Source organism: Streptomyces sp. UNOB3_S3 (assembly GCF_020740895.1).
GTDB lineage: Bacteria > Actinomycetota > Actinomycetes > Streptomycetales > Streptomycetaceae > Streptomyces.
Window position 1 is genome coordinate 16,529 of record NZ_JAILXP010000007.1, and the last position, 15,681, is coordinate 32,209.

16 protein-coding genes are annotated in these 15,681 nt (G+C 70.5%); 11 read left to right on the forward strand and 5 right to left on the reverse strand.

Annotated elements, in window-relative coordinates:
- Window positions 1–123 precede the first annotated feature (123 nt).
- Window positions 124–1,842 (forward strand): lysine--tRNA ligase, encoded by a 1,719-nt coding sequence (lysS, locus tag K6I33_RS01785; RefSeq protein ID WP_229347857.1) that lies wholly within the window; start codon window positions 124–126, stop codon window positions 1,840–1,842.
- Window positions 1,843–1,926: 84 nt separating this feature from the next.
- On the opposite strand, the gene K6I33_RS01790 is transcribed toward lysS, so the two are convergent.
- Window positions 1,927–2,646 (reverse strand): DUF3558 domain-containing protein, encoded by a 720-nt coding sequence (locus tag K6I33_RS01790; protein WP_229347858.1) that lies wholly within the window; start codon window positions 2,644–2,646, stop codon window positions 1,927–1,929.
- A 142-nt stretch (window positions 2,647–2,788) separates the two neighbouring features.
- A complete protein-coding gene (locus K6I33_RS01795) occupies window positions 2,789–3,646 on the reverse strand; it encodes a hypothetical protein (protein ID WP_229347860.1) in 858 nt (285 codons plus the stop codon).
- 173 nt (window positions 3,647–3,819) lie between these two features.
- On the opposite strand from K6I33_RS01795, the gene K6I33_RS01800 reads away from it, so the two are divergent.
- Window positions 3,820–5,013, forward strand: coding sequence for an RtcB family protein (locus K6I33_RS01800; protein ID WP_229347862.1), 1,194 nt, complete (start codon window positions 3,820–3,822; stop codon window positions 5,011–5,013).
- Window positions 5,014–5,034: 21 nt separating this feature from the next.
- Here K6I33_RS01800 and K6I33_RS01805 read toward each other — a convergent pair whose 3' ends face one another.
- The 3 genes from K6I33_RS01805 to K6I33_RS01815 form a co-directional block, all read right to left on the reverse strand.
- A complete protein-coding gene (locus tag K6I33_RS01805; protein WP_229347864.1) occupies window positions 5,035–5,787 on the reverse strand; it encodes an SDR family NAD(P)-dependent oxidoreductase in 753 nt (250 codons plus the stop codon).
- Window positions 5,788–5,860: 73 nt separating this feature from the next.
- Complete coding sequence (locus K6I33_RS01810) at window positions 5,861–6,211, reverse strand: YnfA family protein (protein WP_229347865.1); 351 nt, start codon at window positions 6,209–6,211, stop codon at window positions 5,861–5,863.
- A gap of 39 nt (window positions 6,212–6,250) precedes the next feature.
- Window positions 6,251–6,688, reverse strand: a complete 438-nt coding sequence (locus K6I33_RS01815; RefSeq protein WP_229347866.1) for a hypothetical protein — start codon at window positions 6,686–6,688, stop codon at window positions 6,251–6,253.
- Window positions 6,689–6,718: 30 nt separating this feature from the next.
- Here K6I33_RS01815 and K6I33_RS36230 point away from each other — a divergent pair, with 30 nt between their 5' ends.
- The 9 genes from K6I33_RS36230 (at window position 6,719) to K6I33_RS01860 (ending at window position 15,664) form a co-directional block, all read left to right on the forward strand.
- On the forward strand, window positions 6,719–6,982 hold the full coding sequence (locus tag K6I33_RS36230) for a hypothetical protein (protein WP_229347868.1): 264 nt from the start codon (window positions 6,719–6,721) through the stop codon (window positions 6,980–6,982).
- Window positions 6,983–6,986: 4 nt separating this feature from the next.
- Entirely contained in the window at window positions 6,987–8,312 is a 1,326-nt protein-coding gene (hemL, locus tag K6I33_RS01825; protein ID WP_229347869.1) for a glutamate-1-semialdehyde 2,1-aminomutase, read from the forward strand.
- Window positions 8,313–8,344: 32 nt separating this feature from the next.
- Window positions 8,345–8,992, forward strand: a complete 648-nt coding sequence (locus tag K6I33_RS01830; protein WP_229347888.1) for a histidine phosphatase family protein — start codon at window positions 8,345–8,347, stop codon at window positions 8,990–8,992.
- 233 nt (window positions 8,993–9,225) lie between these two features.
- The gene (locus K6I33_RS01835) at window positions 9,226–10,638 is read left to right on the forward strand and encodes a hypothetical protein (RefSeq protein WP_229347870.1); all 1,413 of its coding nucleotides are present in this window, start codon (window positions 9,226–9,228) and stop codon (window positions 10,636–10,638) included.
- Window positions 10,639–10,661: 23 nt separating this feature from the next.
- Entirely contained in the window at window positions 10,662–11,288 is a 627-nt protein-coding gene (locus K6I33_RS01840) for a TlpA disulfide reductase family protein (protein WP_229347871.1), read from the forward strand.
- A gap of 4 nt (window positions 11,289–11,292) precedes the next feature.
- Window positions 11,293–12,078 carry a cytochrome c biogenesis CcdA family protein gene (locus K6I33_RS01845; protein WP_229347872.1) on the forward strand — a complete coding sequence of 262 codons (786 nt, stop codon included), beginning with the start codon at window positions 11,293–11,295 and terminating at the stop codon, window positions 12,076–12,078.
- Window positions 12,079–12,081: 3 nt separating this feature from the next.
- Window positions 12,082–13,890, forward strand: a complete 1,809-nt coding sequence (locus tag K6I33_RS01850) for a cytochrome c biogenesis protein ResB (protein ID WP_229347873.1) — start codon at window positions 12,082–12,084, stop codon at window positions 13,888–13,890.
- A complete protein-coding gene (ccsB, locus tag K6I33_RS01855) occupies window positions 13,887–14,972 on the forward strand; it encodes a c-type cytochrome biogenesis protein CcsB (RefSeq protein WP_229347874.1) in 1,086 nt (361 codons plus the stop codon). The genes K6I33_RS01850 and ccsB overlap by 4 nt, the downstream gene beginning before the upstream one ends.
- A 116-nt stretch (window positions 14,973–15,088) precedes the next feature.
- Window positions 15,089–15,664 carry a Uma2 family endonuclease gene (locus K6I33_RS01860; RefSeq protein WP_229347875.1) on the forward strand — a complete coding sequence of 192 codons (576 nt, stop codon included), beginning with the start codon at window positions 15,089–15,091 and terminating at the stop codon, window positions 15,662–15,664.
- Window positions 15,665–15,681 lie beyond the last annotated feature (17 nt).

Consider the following 15,681-nt stretch of genomic DNA (forward strand, 5'->3'; position numbering starts at 1 on the left):
CCCCCCGAGTATCCCACGCGCCTATCACAGACCCCACGGAATTCGCCCGCCCCCGGGCAACCCGTCCGCCCTCCCGGTCGTCTGGGACAATGGCCCTGCCAGGACCGTAAGGAAGGAAGTGCCGTGGCTCAGGCTCAGAGCACCGAGGCCGACTGGGTCTCCCGTTTCGCCGACGAGGTCATCGCCGAAGGTGAGCGCCGCGCCCCCGGCAAACCCATCGTCGTCGCCTCCGGCCTGTCGCCCTCCGGCCCGATCCACCTCGGCAACCTCCGCGAGGTCATGACCCCGCACCTGGTCGCCGACGAGATCCGCCGCCGTGGCCACGAGTGCCACCACGTCCTCTCCTGGGACGACTACGACCGGTACCGCAAGGTCCCCGCGGGCATCGACCCGTCCTGGGCCGAGCACATCGGCAAGCCGCTGACCGCCGTCCCCGCGCCCCCCGGCAGCCCCTACGGCAGCTGGGCCGAGCACTTCAAGGCCGCCATGATCGAGGCCCTGGACGAGCTGGGCATCGAGTACCGCGGCATCAGCCAGACCGAGCAGTACACCTCCGGCGCCTACCGCGAGCAGATCCTGCACGCGATGAAGCACCGCGGCGACATCGACGCGATCCTCGCCCAGTACCGCACCAAGGCCAAGCCCGCCAAGAAGCAGCAGAAGCCCCTCGACGAGGCCGAGCTCGAGGCCGCCGAGGGCTCCGGTGCCGCGGCCGAGGACGACGGCAGCGCGGGCGACGCGGGCTACTTCCCGTACAAGCCGTACTGCACCGCCTGCAACAAGGACCTCACCACGGTCACGGCGTACGACGACGAGACCACCGAGCTCGCCTACACCTGCACCGCCTGCGGACACGCCGAGACCGTCCTCCTCAAGGAGTTCGACCACGGCAAGCTGGTCTGGAAGGTCGACTGGCCCATGCGCTGGGCCTACGAAGGCGTGATCTTCGAGCCCTCCGGCGTCGACCACTCCTCGCCCGGCTCGTCCTTCCAGGTCGGCGGCCAGATCGTCGGCCCGATCTTCGGCGGCGAGCAGCCCATCGGCCCCATGTACGCCTTCGTCGGCATCAGCGGCATGGCCAAGATGTCCTCCTCCAAGGGCGGCGTCCCCACCCCCGGCGACGCCCTCCAGATCATGGAGGCCCCGCTGCTGCGCTGGCTCTACGCCCGCCGCAAGCCCAACCAGTCCTTCAAGATCGCCTTCGACCAGGAGATCCAGCGGCTCTACGACGAGTGGGACAAGCTCTGCGGCAAGGTCGCCGACGGCACCGTCCTGCCCGCCGACGCCGCCGCCCACAGCCGCGCCGTCCGCACCGCCGCCGGTGAGCTGACGACCACCCCCCGCCCGCTGCCCTACCGCACGCTGGCCTCCGTCGTCGACATCACCGCCGGCCACGACGAGCAGACCCTGCGCATCCTCAGCGACCTCGACCCCGAGAACCCGGTCACCTCGCTGGACGAGACCCGCCCGCGCCTCGACAAGGCCGAGCACTGGATCAACACCCAGGTCCCCGCCGAGTCCCGCACCGTCGTCCGCACCGAGCCCGACCACGAGACCCTCGCCGCGCTCGACGAGCAGTCCCGCGCCTCGCTCCGGCTGCTCCTCGACGGCCTGGACGAGCACTGGTCCCTGGACGGCCTGACCACCCTGGTCTACGGCGTGCCCAAGGTCCTCGCGGGCCTTGAGCCCGACGCCAAGCCCACGCCGGAGCTCAAGGTCGCGCAGCGCGAGTTCTTCGCCCTGCTCTACCAGCTCCTCGTCGGCCGCGACACCGGCCCGCGCCTGCCCACGCTGCTCCTCGCGGTCGGGGCGGACCGGGTGCGCAAGCTGCTGGCGGCGTAGCCCGCGCGGACCCGTACGCACGGAAAAGGGCCCCGGCCCGGTGATCTCAGTGTCACCGGGCCGGGGCCCTTCCCCGTGAAGGACCTACTTGTTCGCCGCGGCGACCGCCGTCACGACTTCCTTCGTCGCCTCCTGGGCGTCCTTCTTCAGCGCGTCGGCGTCCGGCGTCTTCGCGCCCTGGAGCCCCGCGCCGCTGTACTTGACCGTGATCACGACATTCGCGGTGCGGGCCACCACGGTCTCGTTCTTGTGGTCGTTGTCGTCCTTCTTCGTGGTCGTGCTGACCACGCCGGCCTCGTCGCCGATGCCCGACGCCTTGTCCGTCTTCGCGTCCTTGGCGCCGTCCGCGGTGGTGGCCACCGAGGTCTGCTTCGTCACGAAGTCCTGCGCCCGCTTCTCGCCCGTGCCCAGCGTCGGGTCGGAGGCGAACCGCTTCAGGGAGACGGTCAGCGTGCGGAACTGGAGGTCCTTGACGTCCTCGTCGTTCAGGCCGCTCCAGAAGCAGCTCGCCGAGTCGTTGGTGTCGCTCGACGGGAGGGCCTTGCCCTCCTTCTTCTCCGCCTTGGGCACCAGCTTGTCGATGGTCTTCTCGGAGAGCGTCTTGCACACCTCCGGCAGCTTGGCGAACGTCGCCGCCTTGACCGAGGGGGCGGCGCTCGGGGTGGTGGCCGGGGCGGAGGGCTTGCCCGACTCCTTCTTCTTGGACCCCGAGTCGGAGTCCGAGCAGCCGGTGGCGACGAGCATCACCGGTACTGCGGCGCAGGCGAGAATTCGGGCGAGTCGCGGGGCTGTGGGTCGGTGCATGGGTCCTTCGCTCATTCGTGTCGGTGACGCGGGGGCGGTGCGGGGGCTCGGGGCGTGCCTACGGGCACGGTACGCGGCTCGCACGCGGCTGCCACGCCGAAACGCGCCCCCTTGGTTCCCACCGGTGGTTCCCTCGGTTCCCTCAGTTCCCGAAGTGGCCCGCGTCGAGTTCACGGGCGAGGCCATGGGCCTTGCCCTGGAGGTCCTGGCTGCTCGGGATGTGGAGGGCGTCCGTCGTCCACTGGTCGTAGGCGACGGTGACCAGCACGTTCGAGGCCCGGAAGACCACCTTCACATCGCGGTGCACCCCCGAGCCCGTCGTCGCCAGCTTGTCGTCGACGAAGGCGTCGTCCCCCAGGTCGTCGAGGACGCGCGGGGCCAGCTTGGGGTCGGCGGAGGGGGCGGCCGACGGGGTCATCGGCGCGACGGTGGCGTCCCCCAGCTGCGGCCCGGGCCCGGGAGCGGCGGTACGGGCGCTCGCGGACGGGCTGCCGCCGGGGCTGCCGCCGGGGCTCGCGGACGCCGTGGGGGCGGGGGTGGCGTTGGGGATGTGCGCGGCGGTGGCCTGGCGCTGGTACAGCTGCTTGGCCCGGTTCTCGTCGCTCACGCCCGGCTGGTACGAGACCACGCGCTCGAAGTCGACCGACAGGTGGCGGGTCCCGTTGGCGGTCTCCAGCTTCCAGCGGCAGCCCACGCGGCGGTCGGTGTCATAGGTGATCGCCGCCTGGCCCTGGAGGAGCCGCTTGGCCTCCTCCTCGTCGCCGTCCCCCACGCCGGGCAGCATCCGCCGCAGCGTGTCCCGGCCGACGTAGCCGCACGGCTCGGGGAGGCTGTGGTACTTCCCGGGCACCGCCGCGCCCGCCGACGACCCGGCCTGCCCCGGCTTGGGATCCTCGCCCCCGCCACCGGACCCGGCCCCTCCGCCGCACCCGGTGAGCACCGCCGACAGCACTGCCGCCGACGCCAGTGCGGCTGCCGGTGCGTACGCCCTCCGCTGCACTGTCCGTGGCTCCTCTCACCCGAAACCCACCGGAAAACCGGTTGTCGCCGCTGGGTGGCGACTGGACACAATGTGTACCGCAAGCGCTGCCGCGCCCGCCGTCCCGCTGTCGTGGATGAGGTGAGAGGTCCGGCTTTTGCTTTATCCACACTTTTCGGGGGAATGAGGTAGTTATGACGTACACCGAGGTGCCCGGCGCCCGGGTACCGATCCGCATGTGGGCCGACCCGGCTCAGGTGGAGCCCGTCGCCATGCAGCAGCTGCGGAACGTTTCCACGCTGCCGTGGATCGAGGGTCTCGCCGTGATGCCCGACGTCCACTTCGGCAAGGGCGCCACGGTCGGCTCGGTGATCGCCATGCGGGGCGCGGTGTGCCCGGCGGCGGTGGGCGTCGACATCGGCTGCGGCATGTCGGCGGTGAAGACCTCGCTGACCGCCAACGATCTCCCGGGCGACCTCTCCCGGCTGCGCTCGAAGATCGAGGAGGCCATCCCGGTGGGCTTCGCGATGCACGACGACCCGGTGGACCCGCGCCGGCTGCACGGGCTGCCGACGGCCGGGTGGGACGACTTCTGGGGGCGGTTCGACGGGGTCGCGGAAGCGGTCAAATTCCGTCAGAGTCGGGCGCTGAAGCAGATGGGTTCGCTCGGCGGGGGGAACCACTTTGTTGAATTTTGTCTGGATGAGACAGGTTCTGTTTGGCTGATGCTCCACTCCGGCTCCCGCAACATCGGCAAGGAGCTGGCGGAGTACCACATAGGCGAGGCGCGGAAGCTCTCGCACAACCAGAACCTGGTCGACCGCGACCTGGCGGTCTTCATCGCCGACACCCCGCAGATGGCGGCCTACCGGCACGACCTGTTCTGGGCGCAGGAGTACGCGCGGCACAACCGCGAGATCATGATGGCCCTCTTCCAGGACGTGGTCCGCAAGGAGTTCAAGAAGGCCAAGCCGATGTTCGAGCCGGTCATCTCCTGTCACCACAACTATGTGGCGGAGGAGACCTACGAGGGCGTCGACCTGCTGGTCACCCGTAAGGGCGCGATCCGCGCGGGCGGCGGCGAGTTCGGCATCATCCCGGGCTCCATGGGCACCGGCTCGTACATCGTGCGCGGCCTGGGCAACGAGGCCTCGTTCAACTCCGCCTCGCACGGCGCCGGCCGCCGGATGAGCCGTAACAAGGCGAAGAAGCTGTTCACCGAGCGGGATCTGGCGGAGCAGACGCGGGGCGTCGAATGCCGCAAGGACCGTGGCGTGGTGGACGAGATCCCGGCCGCCTACAAGCCGATCGAGCAGGTCATGGAGCAGCAGCGGGATCTCGTCGAGGTCGTGGCGAAGCTCAAGCAGATCGTCTGCGTGAAGGGCTGACCCCGCCAAGCGCGGTTGGGGTCACAGCTCGCGGTGGACCTTGTAGTTGGACGCCTGGGCGCGGGGGCGGACGACCAGGAGGTCGATGTTGACGTGGGCGGGGCGGGAGACGGTCCAGCCGATGGTGTCGGCGATGTCGTCGGCGGTCAGGGGCTCGGCGACGCCCGCGTAGACGGACTCGGCGCGGTCCTTGTCGCCGCGGAAGCGGGTGAGGGCGAACTCGTCGGTCTTGACCATGCCGGGGGCGATCTCGATGACGCGCACGGGCTTGCCGCACAGCTCCAGGCGGAGGGTCTCGGCGATGACGTGGGCGCCGTGCTTGGCGGCGACGTAGCCGCCGCCGCCCTCGTAGGTGGCGAGGCCCGCGGTGGAGGAGAGGACGATGATCGTGCCCTCGGCCTCGACGAGGCGGGGGAGGAGCGCCTGGGTGGCGTTGAGGGTGCCCAGGACGTTGGTCTCGTACATCGTGCGCCAGTCGGCGGGGTCGGCGGTGGCGACGGTCTCGGTGCCGATGGCGCCGCCGGCGTTGTTCACCAGGACGTCGACCCGGTCCAGGGTGCGCGCGAAGGCGTCGACGGCGGCGCGGTCGGTGACGTCGAGGACGTGGACGAGCGCGTCGTGGCCCGCGGCGGTCAGCTCCTCGGCGAGGGCGGTCAGGCGGTCCTCGCGGCGGGCGGTGAGCACGACGCGGAAGCCGTCGGCGGCCAGCCGCCGGGCGGTGGCGGCGCCGATGCCGCTGCTCGCGCCGGTGATGACTGCGGTGCGGGTGCTCATGGTGGGCCTCCTGGGGCGGCTGGGGTCTATCCGCAGCATAGGGGCCCGGGCATGGGGGACCGGGCCCGGCCGGTCAGCGGCCGCGAGGGGCGTACATGATCACGGCGACGCCGGCGAGGCAGACCAGCGCGCCGATGACGTCGTAGCGGTCGGGGCGGTAGCCGTCGGCGACCATGCCCCAGGCCAGCGAGCCGGCGACGAAGACGCCGCCGTACGCGGCGAGGATCCGGCCGAAGTGGGCGTCCGGCTGGAGCGTGGCGACGAAGCCGTACGCGCCCAGGGCGGCGATCCCGGCGCCGATCCACACCCAGCCCCGCCCATGCCCGGGAACGCTGCCGCGGACGCCCTGCCAGACGAGCCAGGCGCCGCCGATCTCCAGGAGCGCGGCGAGGACGAACAGGGCGATGGAGCGGAGATTGAGCATGGGTGTCAGGTTATGGGTGGCTGTGGGCGATCCGGTCCGTCACGGCCAGACCAGGCAGTAGGGCTGGTGGCCGGCCTCGTGCAGCCGGTGGGAGAAGTCCTGCCATTCGTGGAGCAGTTGGTAGACCTCGAAGGCGTCGCGCGGGCCGCCGCGGTCGGGGACCGTGGACCAGATGAAGGCCGCCGCGCCCACCGATTCCTCGCCAATTCCGCGCAGCGGGTCGACGACGGTCATGGGGAGCTTGACGACCGCGTAGTCGGGGTGGAGAACGACCAGTTCGAGCGGGGGAACCTTGTGCAGGGGTATGCCCTCGATGCCGGTGAGGACCATGGCGGCCACGGTCTCCGGTTTGATCCTGGTGAACATCCCGCCCATGCCCAGCTCGTCACCGCCGAGCTCCTCGGGGCGCATGGAGATGGGGACGCGGGCAGCGGTCGCACCGTTCGGTGCCCCGAAGTACTTGTAGGTCACCCCCACCCGGCCACTCCTGCTCGCACCGCTCTCTTCGTGTCGCTCTTCGCGCCGTTCGTCGCGTCGTTCTTCCCGGCGCCGGTGCCGCCCCTTGTTGGCGCGCTCGGCTCGCTCGGGGCCCAGGTCGTCCGTGCCTTCGCCCAGTCCGCCACCGCGATGCATATCTCCACCCGACCGCACATTGCCCGACCGCACATTGAGGCAGCACAGCCCCCGCCGCGCAACCCGATCATCGTCTCAGAGACCTCCCCCGTAGACGACGTGCGAAACGCCCGGGCACGACTCGCCGGGGGGCTCTGAGACCATGGCTAGCATGAGCTACCCATATACGGCCCCAGTCTCGCAGACGCTCTTCGACCGTGCGTCGGTCGTGACGCCCGGTGGCGTGAACTCTCCGGTGCGCGCGTTCCGCGCCGTGGGCGGTACGCCCCGGTTCATGGTCTCCGGCACCGGTCCGTATCTGACCGATGCGGATGGCCGGGAATATGTGGACCTCGTGTGTTCGTGGGGGCCGATGATTCTCGGCCATTCCCACCCCGAGGTGATCGCCAAGGTGCAGGAGGCCGTGGCGCGCGGCACGTCCTTCGGCACGCCCGGTGAGGGCGAGGTCGCGCTGGCGGAGGAGATCGTCGCGCGGGTCGCGCCGGTCGAGCAGGTGCGGCTGGTGTCCTCGGGCACCGAGGCGACGATGTCGGCCATCCGGCTGGCGCGTGGTTTCACCGGCCGCGCCAAGGTGATTAAGTTCGCCGGCTGCTACCACGGTCACGTGGACGCGCTGCTGGCCGCGGCGGGGTCCGGTGTGGCGACCTTCGGGCTGCCGGACACCCCGGGCGTGACCGGCGCGCAGGCCGGCGAGACGATCGTGCTGCCCTACAACGACCTGGAGGCCGTGCGCGAGGCCTTCCGGGCGCACCCGGGCGAGATCGCCTGTGTGATCACGGAGGCGTCGCCGGGCAACATGGGCGTGGTCCCGCCGCTGCCGGGCTTCAACGCGGGCCTGAAGGCGGCCTGCGCGGAGAACGGCGCGCTGTACATCTCCGACGAGGTCATGACGGGCTTCCGGACGAGCCGGGCCGGCTGGTTCGGGGTCGACGGCGTCGAGCCGGACCTGATGACCTTCGGCAAGGTGATGGGCGGCGGCTTCCCGGCCGCGGCCTTCGGCGGCCGCGCCGATGTGATGGCGTACCTGGCCCCGGCGGGCCCGGTGTACCAGGCGGGCACCCTCTCCGGTAACCCGGTGGCCACGGCCGCGGGCCTGGCGCAGCTGCGGCTGCTGGACGACGCGGCGTACGAGCGGGTGGACGCGGTCGCGGCGGAGATCGGCTCTCTGGTGACGGAGGCGCTGACGAAGGCGGGTGTGGCGCACCGGCTCCAGACGGCGAGCAACATGTTCTCGGTGTTCTTCACCGAGTCCGAGGTGACGAACTACGCCGAGGCGAAGGCGCAGGAGGCGTTCCGTTTCAACGCCTTCTTCCATTCGATGCTGTCGCAGGGTGTGTACCTGCCGCCGTCGGCGTTCGAGTCGTGGTTCGTGTCGACGACGCATGACGCGGCGGCGATCGAGCGGGTCGCGGCGGCGCTGCCGGCGGCGGCGCGCGCGGCGGCCGAGGCGACGGAGGAGGGCAAGTGAGCGGTACGGGTGACATCACGGTCGTCCATCTGATGCGCCACGGCGAGGTGCACAACCCGGAGGGCGTGCTCTACGGGCGCCGCTCTGGGTACCACCTGTCGGAGCTGGGGCACCGGATGGCGGACCGGGTGGCCGAGCATCTGGCGGACCGGGACGTGACGTACGTGGTCGCGTCGCCGCTGGAGCGGGCGCAGGAGACGGCGACGCCGATCGCCAAGGCGCACGGTCTGGACCTGGCGACGGACGAGCGGCTGATCGAGGCGGCGAACGTCTTCGAGGGCAAGACCTTCGGTGTGGGTGACGGCGCGCTGCGCAAGCCGGCGAACTGGAAGCACCTGACGAACCCCTTCCGTCCGTCGTGGGGCGAGCCGTACATCGAGCAGGTGGTGCGGATGATGGCCGCGCTGGACGCGGCGAAGGACGCGGCGCGCGGGCATGAGGCGGTGCTGGTCAGCCATCAGCTGCCGATCTGGATCGTGCGGAGCTTCGTGGAGCGGCGCCGGCTGTGGCACGACCCGCGGAAGCGGCAGTGCACGCTGGCGAGCCTGACGACGTTCACCTACCGGGGCGACAAGATCGTTTCGGTGGGGTACAGCGAGCCGGCGCGGGATCTGGTGCCGAAGCATCTGCTGGCCGGTGCGAAGCCGGTCAAGGGCGGGTCCAAGGCGTTCGGGGCCTGAGGGCTCGATCCGGAGTGTGACTCGATCCGGAGCGTGACTCGATCCGGAGTGTGAACGGCGGCGCGGGTGCGCCGGGGTGCGATCCCCGGCGCGTCCGCGCCGTTTTTTATCCGAATGCACCCGTAAAGACCGGGAAAACAGCGCAACCGTCGTAATCCGCCGTGCCGTCACCCCTAATGTCCATTTATATGGACGGCGTATGGTATGGGGCCGCGAGCACGGACGGAGCCGACATGCGCGAGTTGAGCCGACGCAGCCTGCTCGGACTGGGCGTGAGCCTGGGCACGGCCACCGCGCTGGGCGCGATGGCCGGCTGCTCGGACGGGCCGTCCGGCACCTCCGGCACGGGCACCCGCCCCAAGGCGCGGGCGAGCGCGGAGGCGAAGGCCCGGACGCGGCTGATCGGTGACGGCTCCACGGCCGACACCGGGCCGCAGCCCAACCAGCCGGCGAGGCCGGTGCCGCTGGAGCCGGGGGAGAAGCCGCCGCAGTTCGTGATCTTCTCGTGGGACGGGGCGGGGGAGGTCGGCAACGGTCTCTTCCCCCGCTTCCGCAAGCTCGCCCACGACCACGGCGCCCGGATGACGTTCTTCCTCTCCGGCATCTATCTGCTGCCGGAGTCCAAGCAGAAGATGTACGAAGGGCCGAACAACGCGCCCGGCGCCTCCGACATCGGCTACCTCTCCGACGAGCACATCCGGGCGACCCTGAAGAACCTGCGCGCGGCATGGCTGGAGGGCCATGAGATCGGCACCCACTTCAACGGGCACTTCTGCTCGGGCCATGGCTCGGTGGCGCACTGGACGCCCGAGGACTGGGAGTCGGAGATCGACCAGGCCGTCTCCTTCGTCACCCGCTGGCGCACCCTCACCGGCTTCACCGATCTCGAGCCGCTGCCCTTCGACTACCGCAAGGAGCTCATCGGCGGCCGCACCCCCTGTCTGCTGAACCAGGACGGCCTGCTGCCGACCGCCCGGCGGCTGGGCTGGCGCTACGACGCGAGCTCCTCGGGCGGGGAGCAGGTGTGGCCCCGCAAGAAGCACGGCCTGTGGGACCTGCCGCTCCAGCAGATGCCCTTCCCGGGTCACTCCTTCGAGGTCCTGTCCATGGACTACAACATCCTCGCCAACCAGTCGAAGAACACGACGCGGGGCGTGCCCGCCCACTACCCGGGCTGGCGGCGGCAGGCCGTCGAGTCGTACATCGCCGGATTCGACCGGGCGTACGAGACCAATAGGGCACCCTTCTTCGTCGGCAACCACTTCGAGGAATGGAACGGGGGGATCTACATGGACGCCGTGGAGGAGGCGTTCAAGTACATGGCGGACGACAAGCGCAAGGACGTCCGGATCGTGTCCTTCCGGCAGTTCGTGGACTGGCTCGACGTCCAGAGCCCGGCCGTCCTCGACCAGCTGCGCCGGCTCGACGTGGGCGAGAAGTGGCACTCCCGGGCGGGCGGCGGTGGCGGTGGCGGCAGCGGCAACCGGCCGTGGAACCGGGGCGACACGCCCGCGCCGCGCGGCGAGGCGCCCGTCGGGCCGAAGGCCGGAGAGGTGCCCGTGGGGCCCAAGGGCGGCGACGTGCCCACGGCTCCCGCGAGCACCAAGGGACGTGACGACTCCGAGGGGGGTGCGGAAGATCCCTAAACTGCCCATGCGAAACTTTTCACATGAGTGCCCGCCGCGCCTTTCGACGCCCACTTTCCCGCCGTCGTTCCACCGTGCCGGCCGCTGTCGTCGCCATCGCGGCGGCGCTGACGCTCAGTGCCTGCGGCTCGGGGGGCAGCTCGGGCGGCGGGGGACAGACCCAGTTCGTCCAGGGCGAGGGCGGCGTGGACGTCGTCAAGGACCGCGGCGGCCGCCGGGCGGCGCCGGACCTGTCCGGGAAGACCCTCGACGGCAAGGAACTCGACATCGCCGAGGCGTACAAGGGAAAGATCGTCGTCCTTAACGTCTGGGGATCGTGGTGCTCGCCCTGCCGGGCCGAGGCCAAGAACCTCGTCACCGTCGCCAACGCGTACAAGGACAAGGGCGTGGAGTTCGTCGGCCTCGACACCCGCGACCCCGACCCGGCCCCGGCGATCGCCTTCGAGAAGGAGTTCAAGGTTCCCTACCCGAGCCTCTACGACTCCGCCGGCAAGCTCCTGCTGCGCTTCCCCAACGGCAGCCTCAACCCGCAGGCCATCCCCTCCACGGTCTTCATCGACCGGGACGGGAAGATCGCGGCCCGCGCGCTCAAGGCGCTGAGCGAGGACGACCTGCGCAGGACGCTCGACCCGCTGGTCGCGGAGAAGTGACCCCGTGACCACCGGGACTCCTGTGCTCACCACGCTCGCCGCCGCCGGCGACGTGAACCAGACGGTGCTCTCCGGAGCGCTGCTGCTGGCCCTGCCGGTGGCGGTGCTCGGCGGTCTCGTCTCCTTCTTCTCGCCGTGCGTGCTGCCGCTCGTGCCCGGCTACCTCTCCTATGTCACCGGGGTCGGCGGCGCGGACCTCGCCGATGCCCGGCGGGGCCGGATGCTCGCCGGGTCCTCGCTGTTCGTCCTGGGCTTCTCGGCCGTCTTCGTCTCCACCGGCGCGCTGTTCGGCTTCTTCGGCAACACGCTGCAGAGCTACAAAGGGACGATCAACCTCGTCCTCGGCGGGTTGACGATCGTGCTCGGCCTGGGCTTCATGGGCGCCTTCAACCTCTTCGGCCAGCGCGAGTTCCGCTTCCACACCCGGCCCACGATGGGCCTGGCCGGGGCGCCCCTGCTCGGGGTGCTCTTCGGCCTGGGCTGGACCCCGTGCATCGGGCCGACGCTGGCGGCCGTGAATTCGCTCGCCATCAACCAGGCCAGCGCCGGCCGCGGCGCGCTGCTCACCGTCGCCTACTGCGCGGGCCTGGGACTGCCCTTCGTCCTCGCCGCGATCGCCTTCCGGCGGGCGCTCGGCGCCTTCGGCTGGGTCAAGAAGCACTACGTGTGGGTCATGCGCCTCGGCGGCGGCATGCTCGTCGCCGTCGGCCTGCTCCTGGTCACAGGATTGTGGGACAGCATGGTCCAGGACCTCCAGACGTGGTCGTCGCGCTACACCCCCGGGATCTGATCAATGGCCAAGACCAACGACTCCAGCGGAACCGGCACCGATACCGGTACTGACACCGATACCGGCACCGACACCGCCGTGACGGACGAGGCGGCGGTGTCGGCCCTGTCCACGGCCCCCGCCGAGGACAAGGCCGGTGACGGCCAGGCGGTGCCCGGCTCCTTCGGCGGCGTCCGCAGGCCCGGCCTCCTCGGCGCGCTCGCCTGGACCGCCCGGGAGGCCACCGGCTGGGTGCGCTGGGTCTGGCGGCAGCTGACCTCGATGCGGGTCGCGCTGATCCTGCTCTTCCTGCTCTCCCTGGCCACCATCCCCGGCTCGCTCGTCCCGCAGACCAGCGTCGACGCGCTCAAGGCCCAGCAGTGGAAGGACGACCACGAGACCCTGGCGTCGATCTACGACAAGCTGGGGCTCTTCCACGTCTACAGCTCGGTGTGGTTCTCCGCGATCTACATCCTGCTGTTCATCTCGCTGATCGGCTGCATCGTCCCGCGCACCTGGCAGTTCGTCGGCCAGCTGCGCGGCCGCCCGCCGGCCGCCCCCCGCAACCTGACCCGGATGCCCGCCCACGCCACCTGGCACACGGACGCGGAGCCCGAGCAGGTGGTCGCGGCGGCCGAGAGGCTCCTCAAGCGCCGCCGCTTCCGCGTCGAGCGGAACGGAAGCTCCGTCGGCGCCGAGAAGGGCTATCTGCGCGAGGCCGGCAACCTCCTCTTCCACATCTCCCTGATCGCCCTGCTGGTGGCCTTCGCCTCCGGCCAGCTGTGGAAGTCCGAGGGCGGCAAGCTCGTCGTCGAGGGCGACGGCTTCTCGAACACCCTCACCCAGTACGACGACTTCAAGTCCGGCTCCCTCTTCCGCCCGGACGACCTCGACAAGTTCAGCTTCTACCTGGACAGCTTCTCCGGGTCCTACGAGCGCACCGGCCCCCAGAAGGGCACCCCGCGCGACTACGCGGCCCACATCACCTACTACGAGGGCGCCGACGGCCCGGCCCGCAAGGCCACCGTCAAGGTGAACGAGCCGCTGGAGACGGGCGGCTCGAAGGTCTACCTCATCGGCCACGGCTACGCCCCGATGGTGACCGTCAAGGACGGCCAGGGGAACATCGCCTTCCGGGGCCCGATGCCCTCGCTGCCGCTGGACAGCAACGTCACCGAGACCACCGTCGCCAAGGTCGGCGACTACCGGGACAAGGACGGCAACAAGACCCAGATCGGCTTCAAGGGCAACTTCGTGCCGACCCTGGACCTCAAGACCGGGATGATGGCCTCCCAGTTCCCCGCGCTGGACAACCCCGCCCTGGTCCTCACCGCCTACACCGGCAGCCTCGGCACCGACTCCGGCGTGCCGCAGAACGTCTACCAGCTCGACGTGACCAAGATGAAGCAGTTCAAGGAGAAGGACGGCTCGCCCTTCGCCAAGCTGCTCAAGGTCGGCGACACGATGACGCTCCCCGACGGCGGCACGCTGCACTTCGACACCATCAAGGAGTGGGCCACCTTCCAGGTCTCCCAGAAGCCCGGCAACGAGCTCGCCCTGAGCGGCGCCGTCGCCGCGCTGCTGGGCCTGGCCGGCTCGCTGTTCATCCAGCGCCGCCGGGTCTGGGTGCGGGCCACGGCCGGCGCCGACGGCCGCACGGTCGTGGAGCTGGCCGGCCTCGGCCGCAGCGAGTCCGCCCGGCTGCCCGAGGAGCTCGCCTCCCTCGCCGCCGCCCTCCAGCCCGACGCCCCGCCCGCCACGGCCGAATCCGCCGGAGCCGCGGACGAGGCCGCCGAAGACCCCGCCGAACCGTCCGAAGGAGCGCGCGCGTGAATCTCGCCGCCGCAACCAACGAGAACCTGGCCAACATCAGCAATGTGCTGATCTATTCGGCCATGGCCGTCTACACCCTGGCCTTCCTCGCGCACATCACCGAGTGGGTCTTCGGCAGCCGCAGCACCGTCGGCCGCACCGCCGCCGCGATCACCGCGGAGGCCGCCCGCTCGTCGTCCGTGACCGTCACGGTCAAGAAGGCCCAGGGCGGCGGCACGGCCGTCCTGGAGCGCCCCGAGGTCGTCACGCGCGCCGCCCCCGGCAGCCGTGACGTGCCCGACGGCCCCGGCGCGGCCGGCGGCAGCGAGAAGGGCGACCTGTACGGCCGGATCGCGGTCTCGCTGACGGTGCTGGCCTTCGCGCTCCACGCGGGCGGCGTCCTCACCCGCGCGCTGTCGGTGCAGCGGGCGCCGTGGGGCAACATGTACGAGTTCTCCACGACCTTCGGCATGACCGCCGTGGCCGTCTACCTCGGCCTGCTCGTCGCGAAGAAGAACGTCCGCTGGCTGGGCCTGCCGCTGACCACGTCGATCCTCCTCGACCTGGGCCTCGCGGTGTCCGTGCTCTACACCGACAGCGACCAGCTGGTGCCCGCGCTCCACTCCTACTGGCTGTGGATCCACGTCTCCTGCGCGATCATCTCCGGCGCGGCGCTGTGGGTGGGCGCGACCTCCTCGCTCTTCTACCTCTTCCGCGACTCCTACGAGGCCAAGCTCGCGGCGGGCCGCGACGCGGACGGCGCCTGGGGCAACGTCCTCTCCCGCCTGCCCTCGGCCGCCACGCTCGACAAGTTCGCCTACCGCATCAACGCGACCGTCTTCCCGCTGTGGACGTTCACGATCATCGCGGGCGCGATCTGGGCCGAGGCCGCCTGGGGCCGCTACTGGGGCTGGGACCCCAAGGAGGTCTGGTCCTTCATCACCTGGGTCGCCTACGCCTGCTACCTCCACGCCCGCGCCACCGCCGGCTGGAAGGGCCGCAAGGCCGCCTACCTGGCCCTGCTGGCCTTCGCCTGCTACCTCTTCAACTACTACGGCGTGAACATCCTGCTGAGCGGCAAGCACTCGTACGCGGGCGTCTGATCCACCACAGCGCTGTGTGTAAAGGCCCGCTTCCCCCGTCCGGGGGAAGCGGGCCTTTGTGCGAGCGGAGGCCGGTATGCGTCCATAGACTCGAATGCGACTAGGGGAGGTGCCGGATGGCGGCTGTACGGGACTCGGCTGAGCTCGACGCGATGTTTGACGAGATCGAGAACCTCAATCTGCCTGCGGACTACCGGGTGGAGATCATCGAGGGGGAGATCGTCATGAATCCGCAGCGCAAGGTGCATGCCCGGATCATCCAGCTGCTGACCATGTCGTTGGCGGACACGCTCGGCCGGAACGCGAACGTTCTCTGGGACGTGCGGGTCGACTTCCCCGGGCATCTCAACGGATTCGCGCCGGATGTGGCGCTCGTGAAGGAGGGTGCCGAAGAGGACGACGCCGGTAACCACGATTACCGGGACGTCGAGTTCGTGGCCGAGGTCGTCTCCCGGGGCAGTCGCCGCGCGGATTATGAGGCCAAGCTGAACGTCTATGCCGTTGCCGGGGTACCCACGTACCTCATTGTCGACCCGAAGTCAGGGCTTGTGCACGTTCACCACGACCCGCGCGAAGGCACGTACATCGACGAGGTCGTCTACACCTTCGGCTCCACGTTCACCCTGCCTCACCCGAAGGCCGCCATCGACACGTCCCTCTGGCCCCGCGACCGCCGCGCGCCCCGCGCCTGACCGTGTTAGACGTGGAC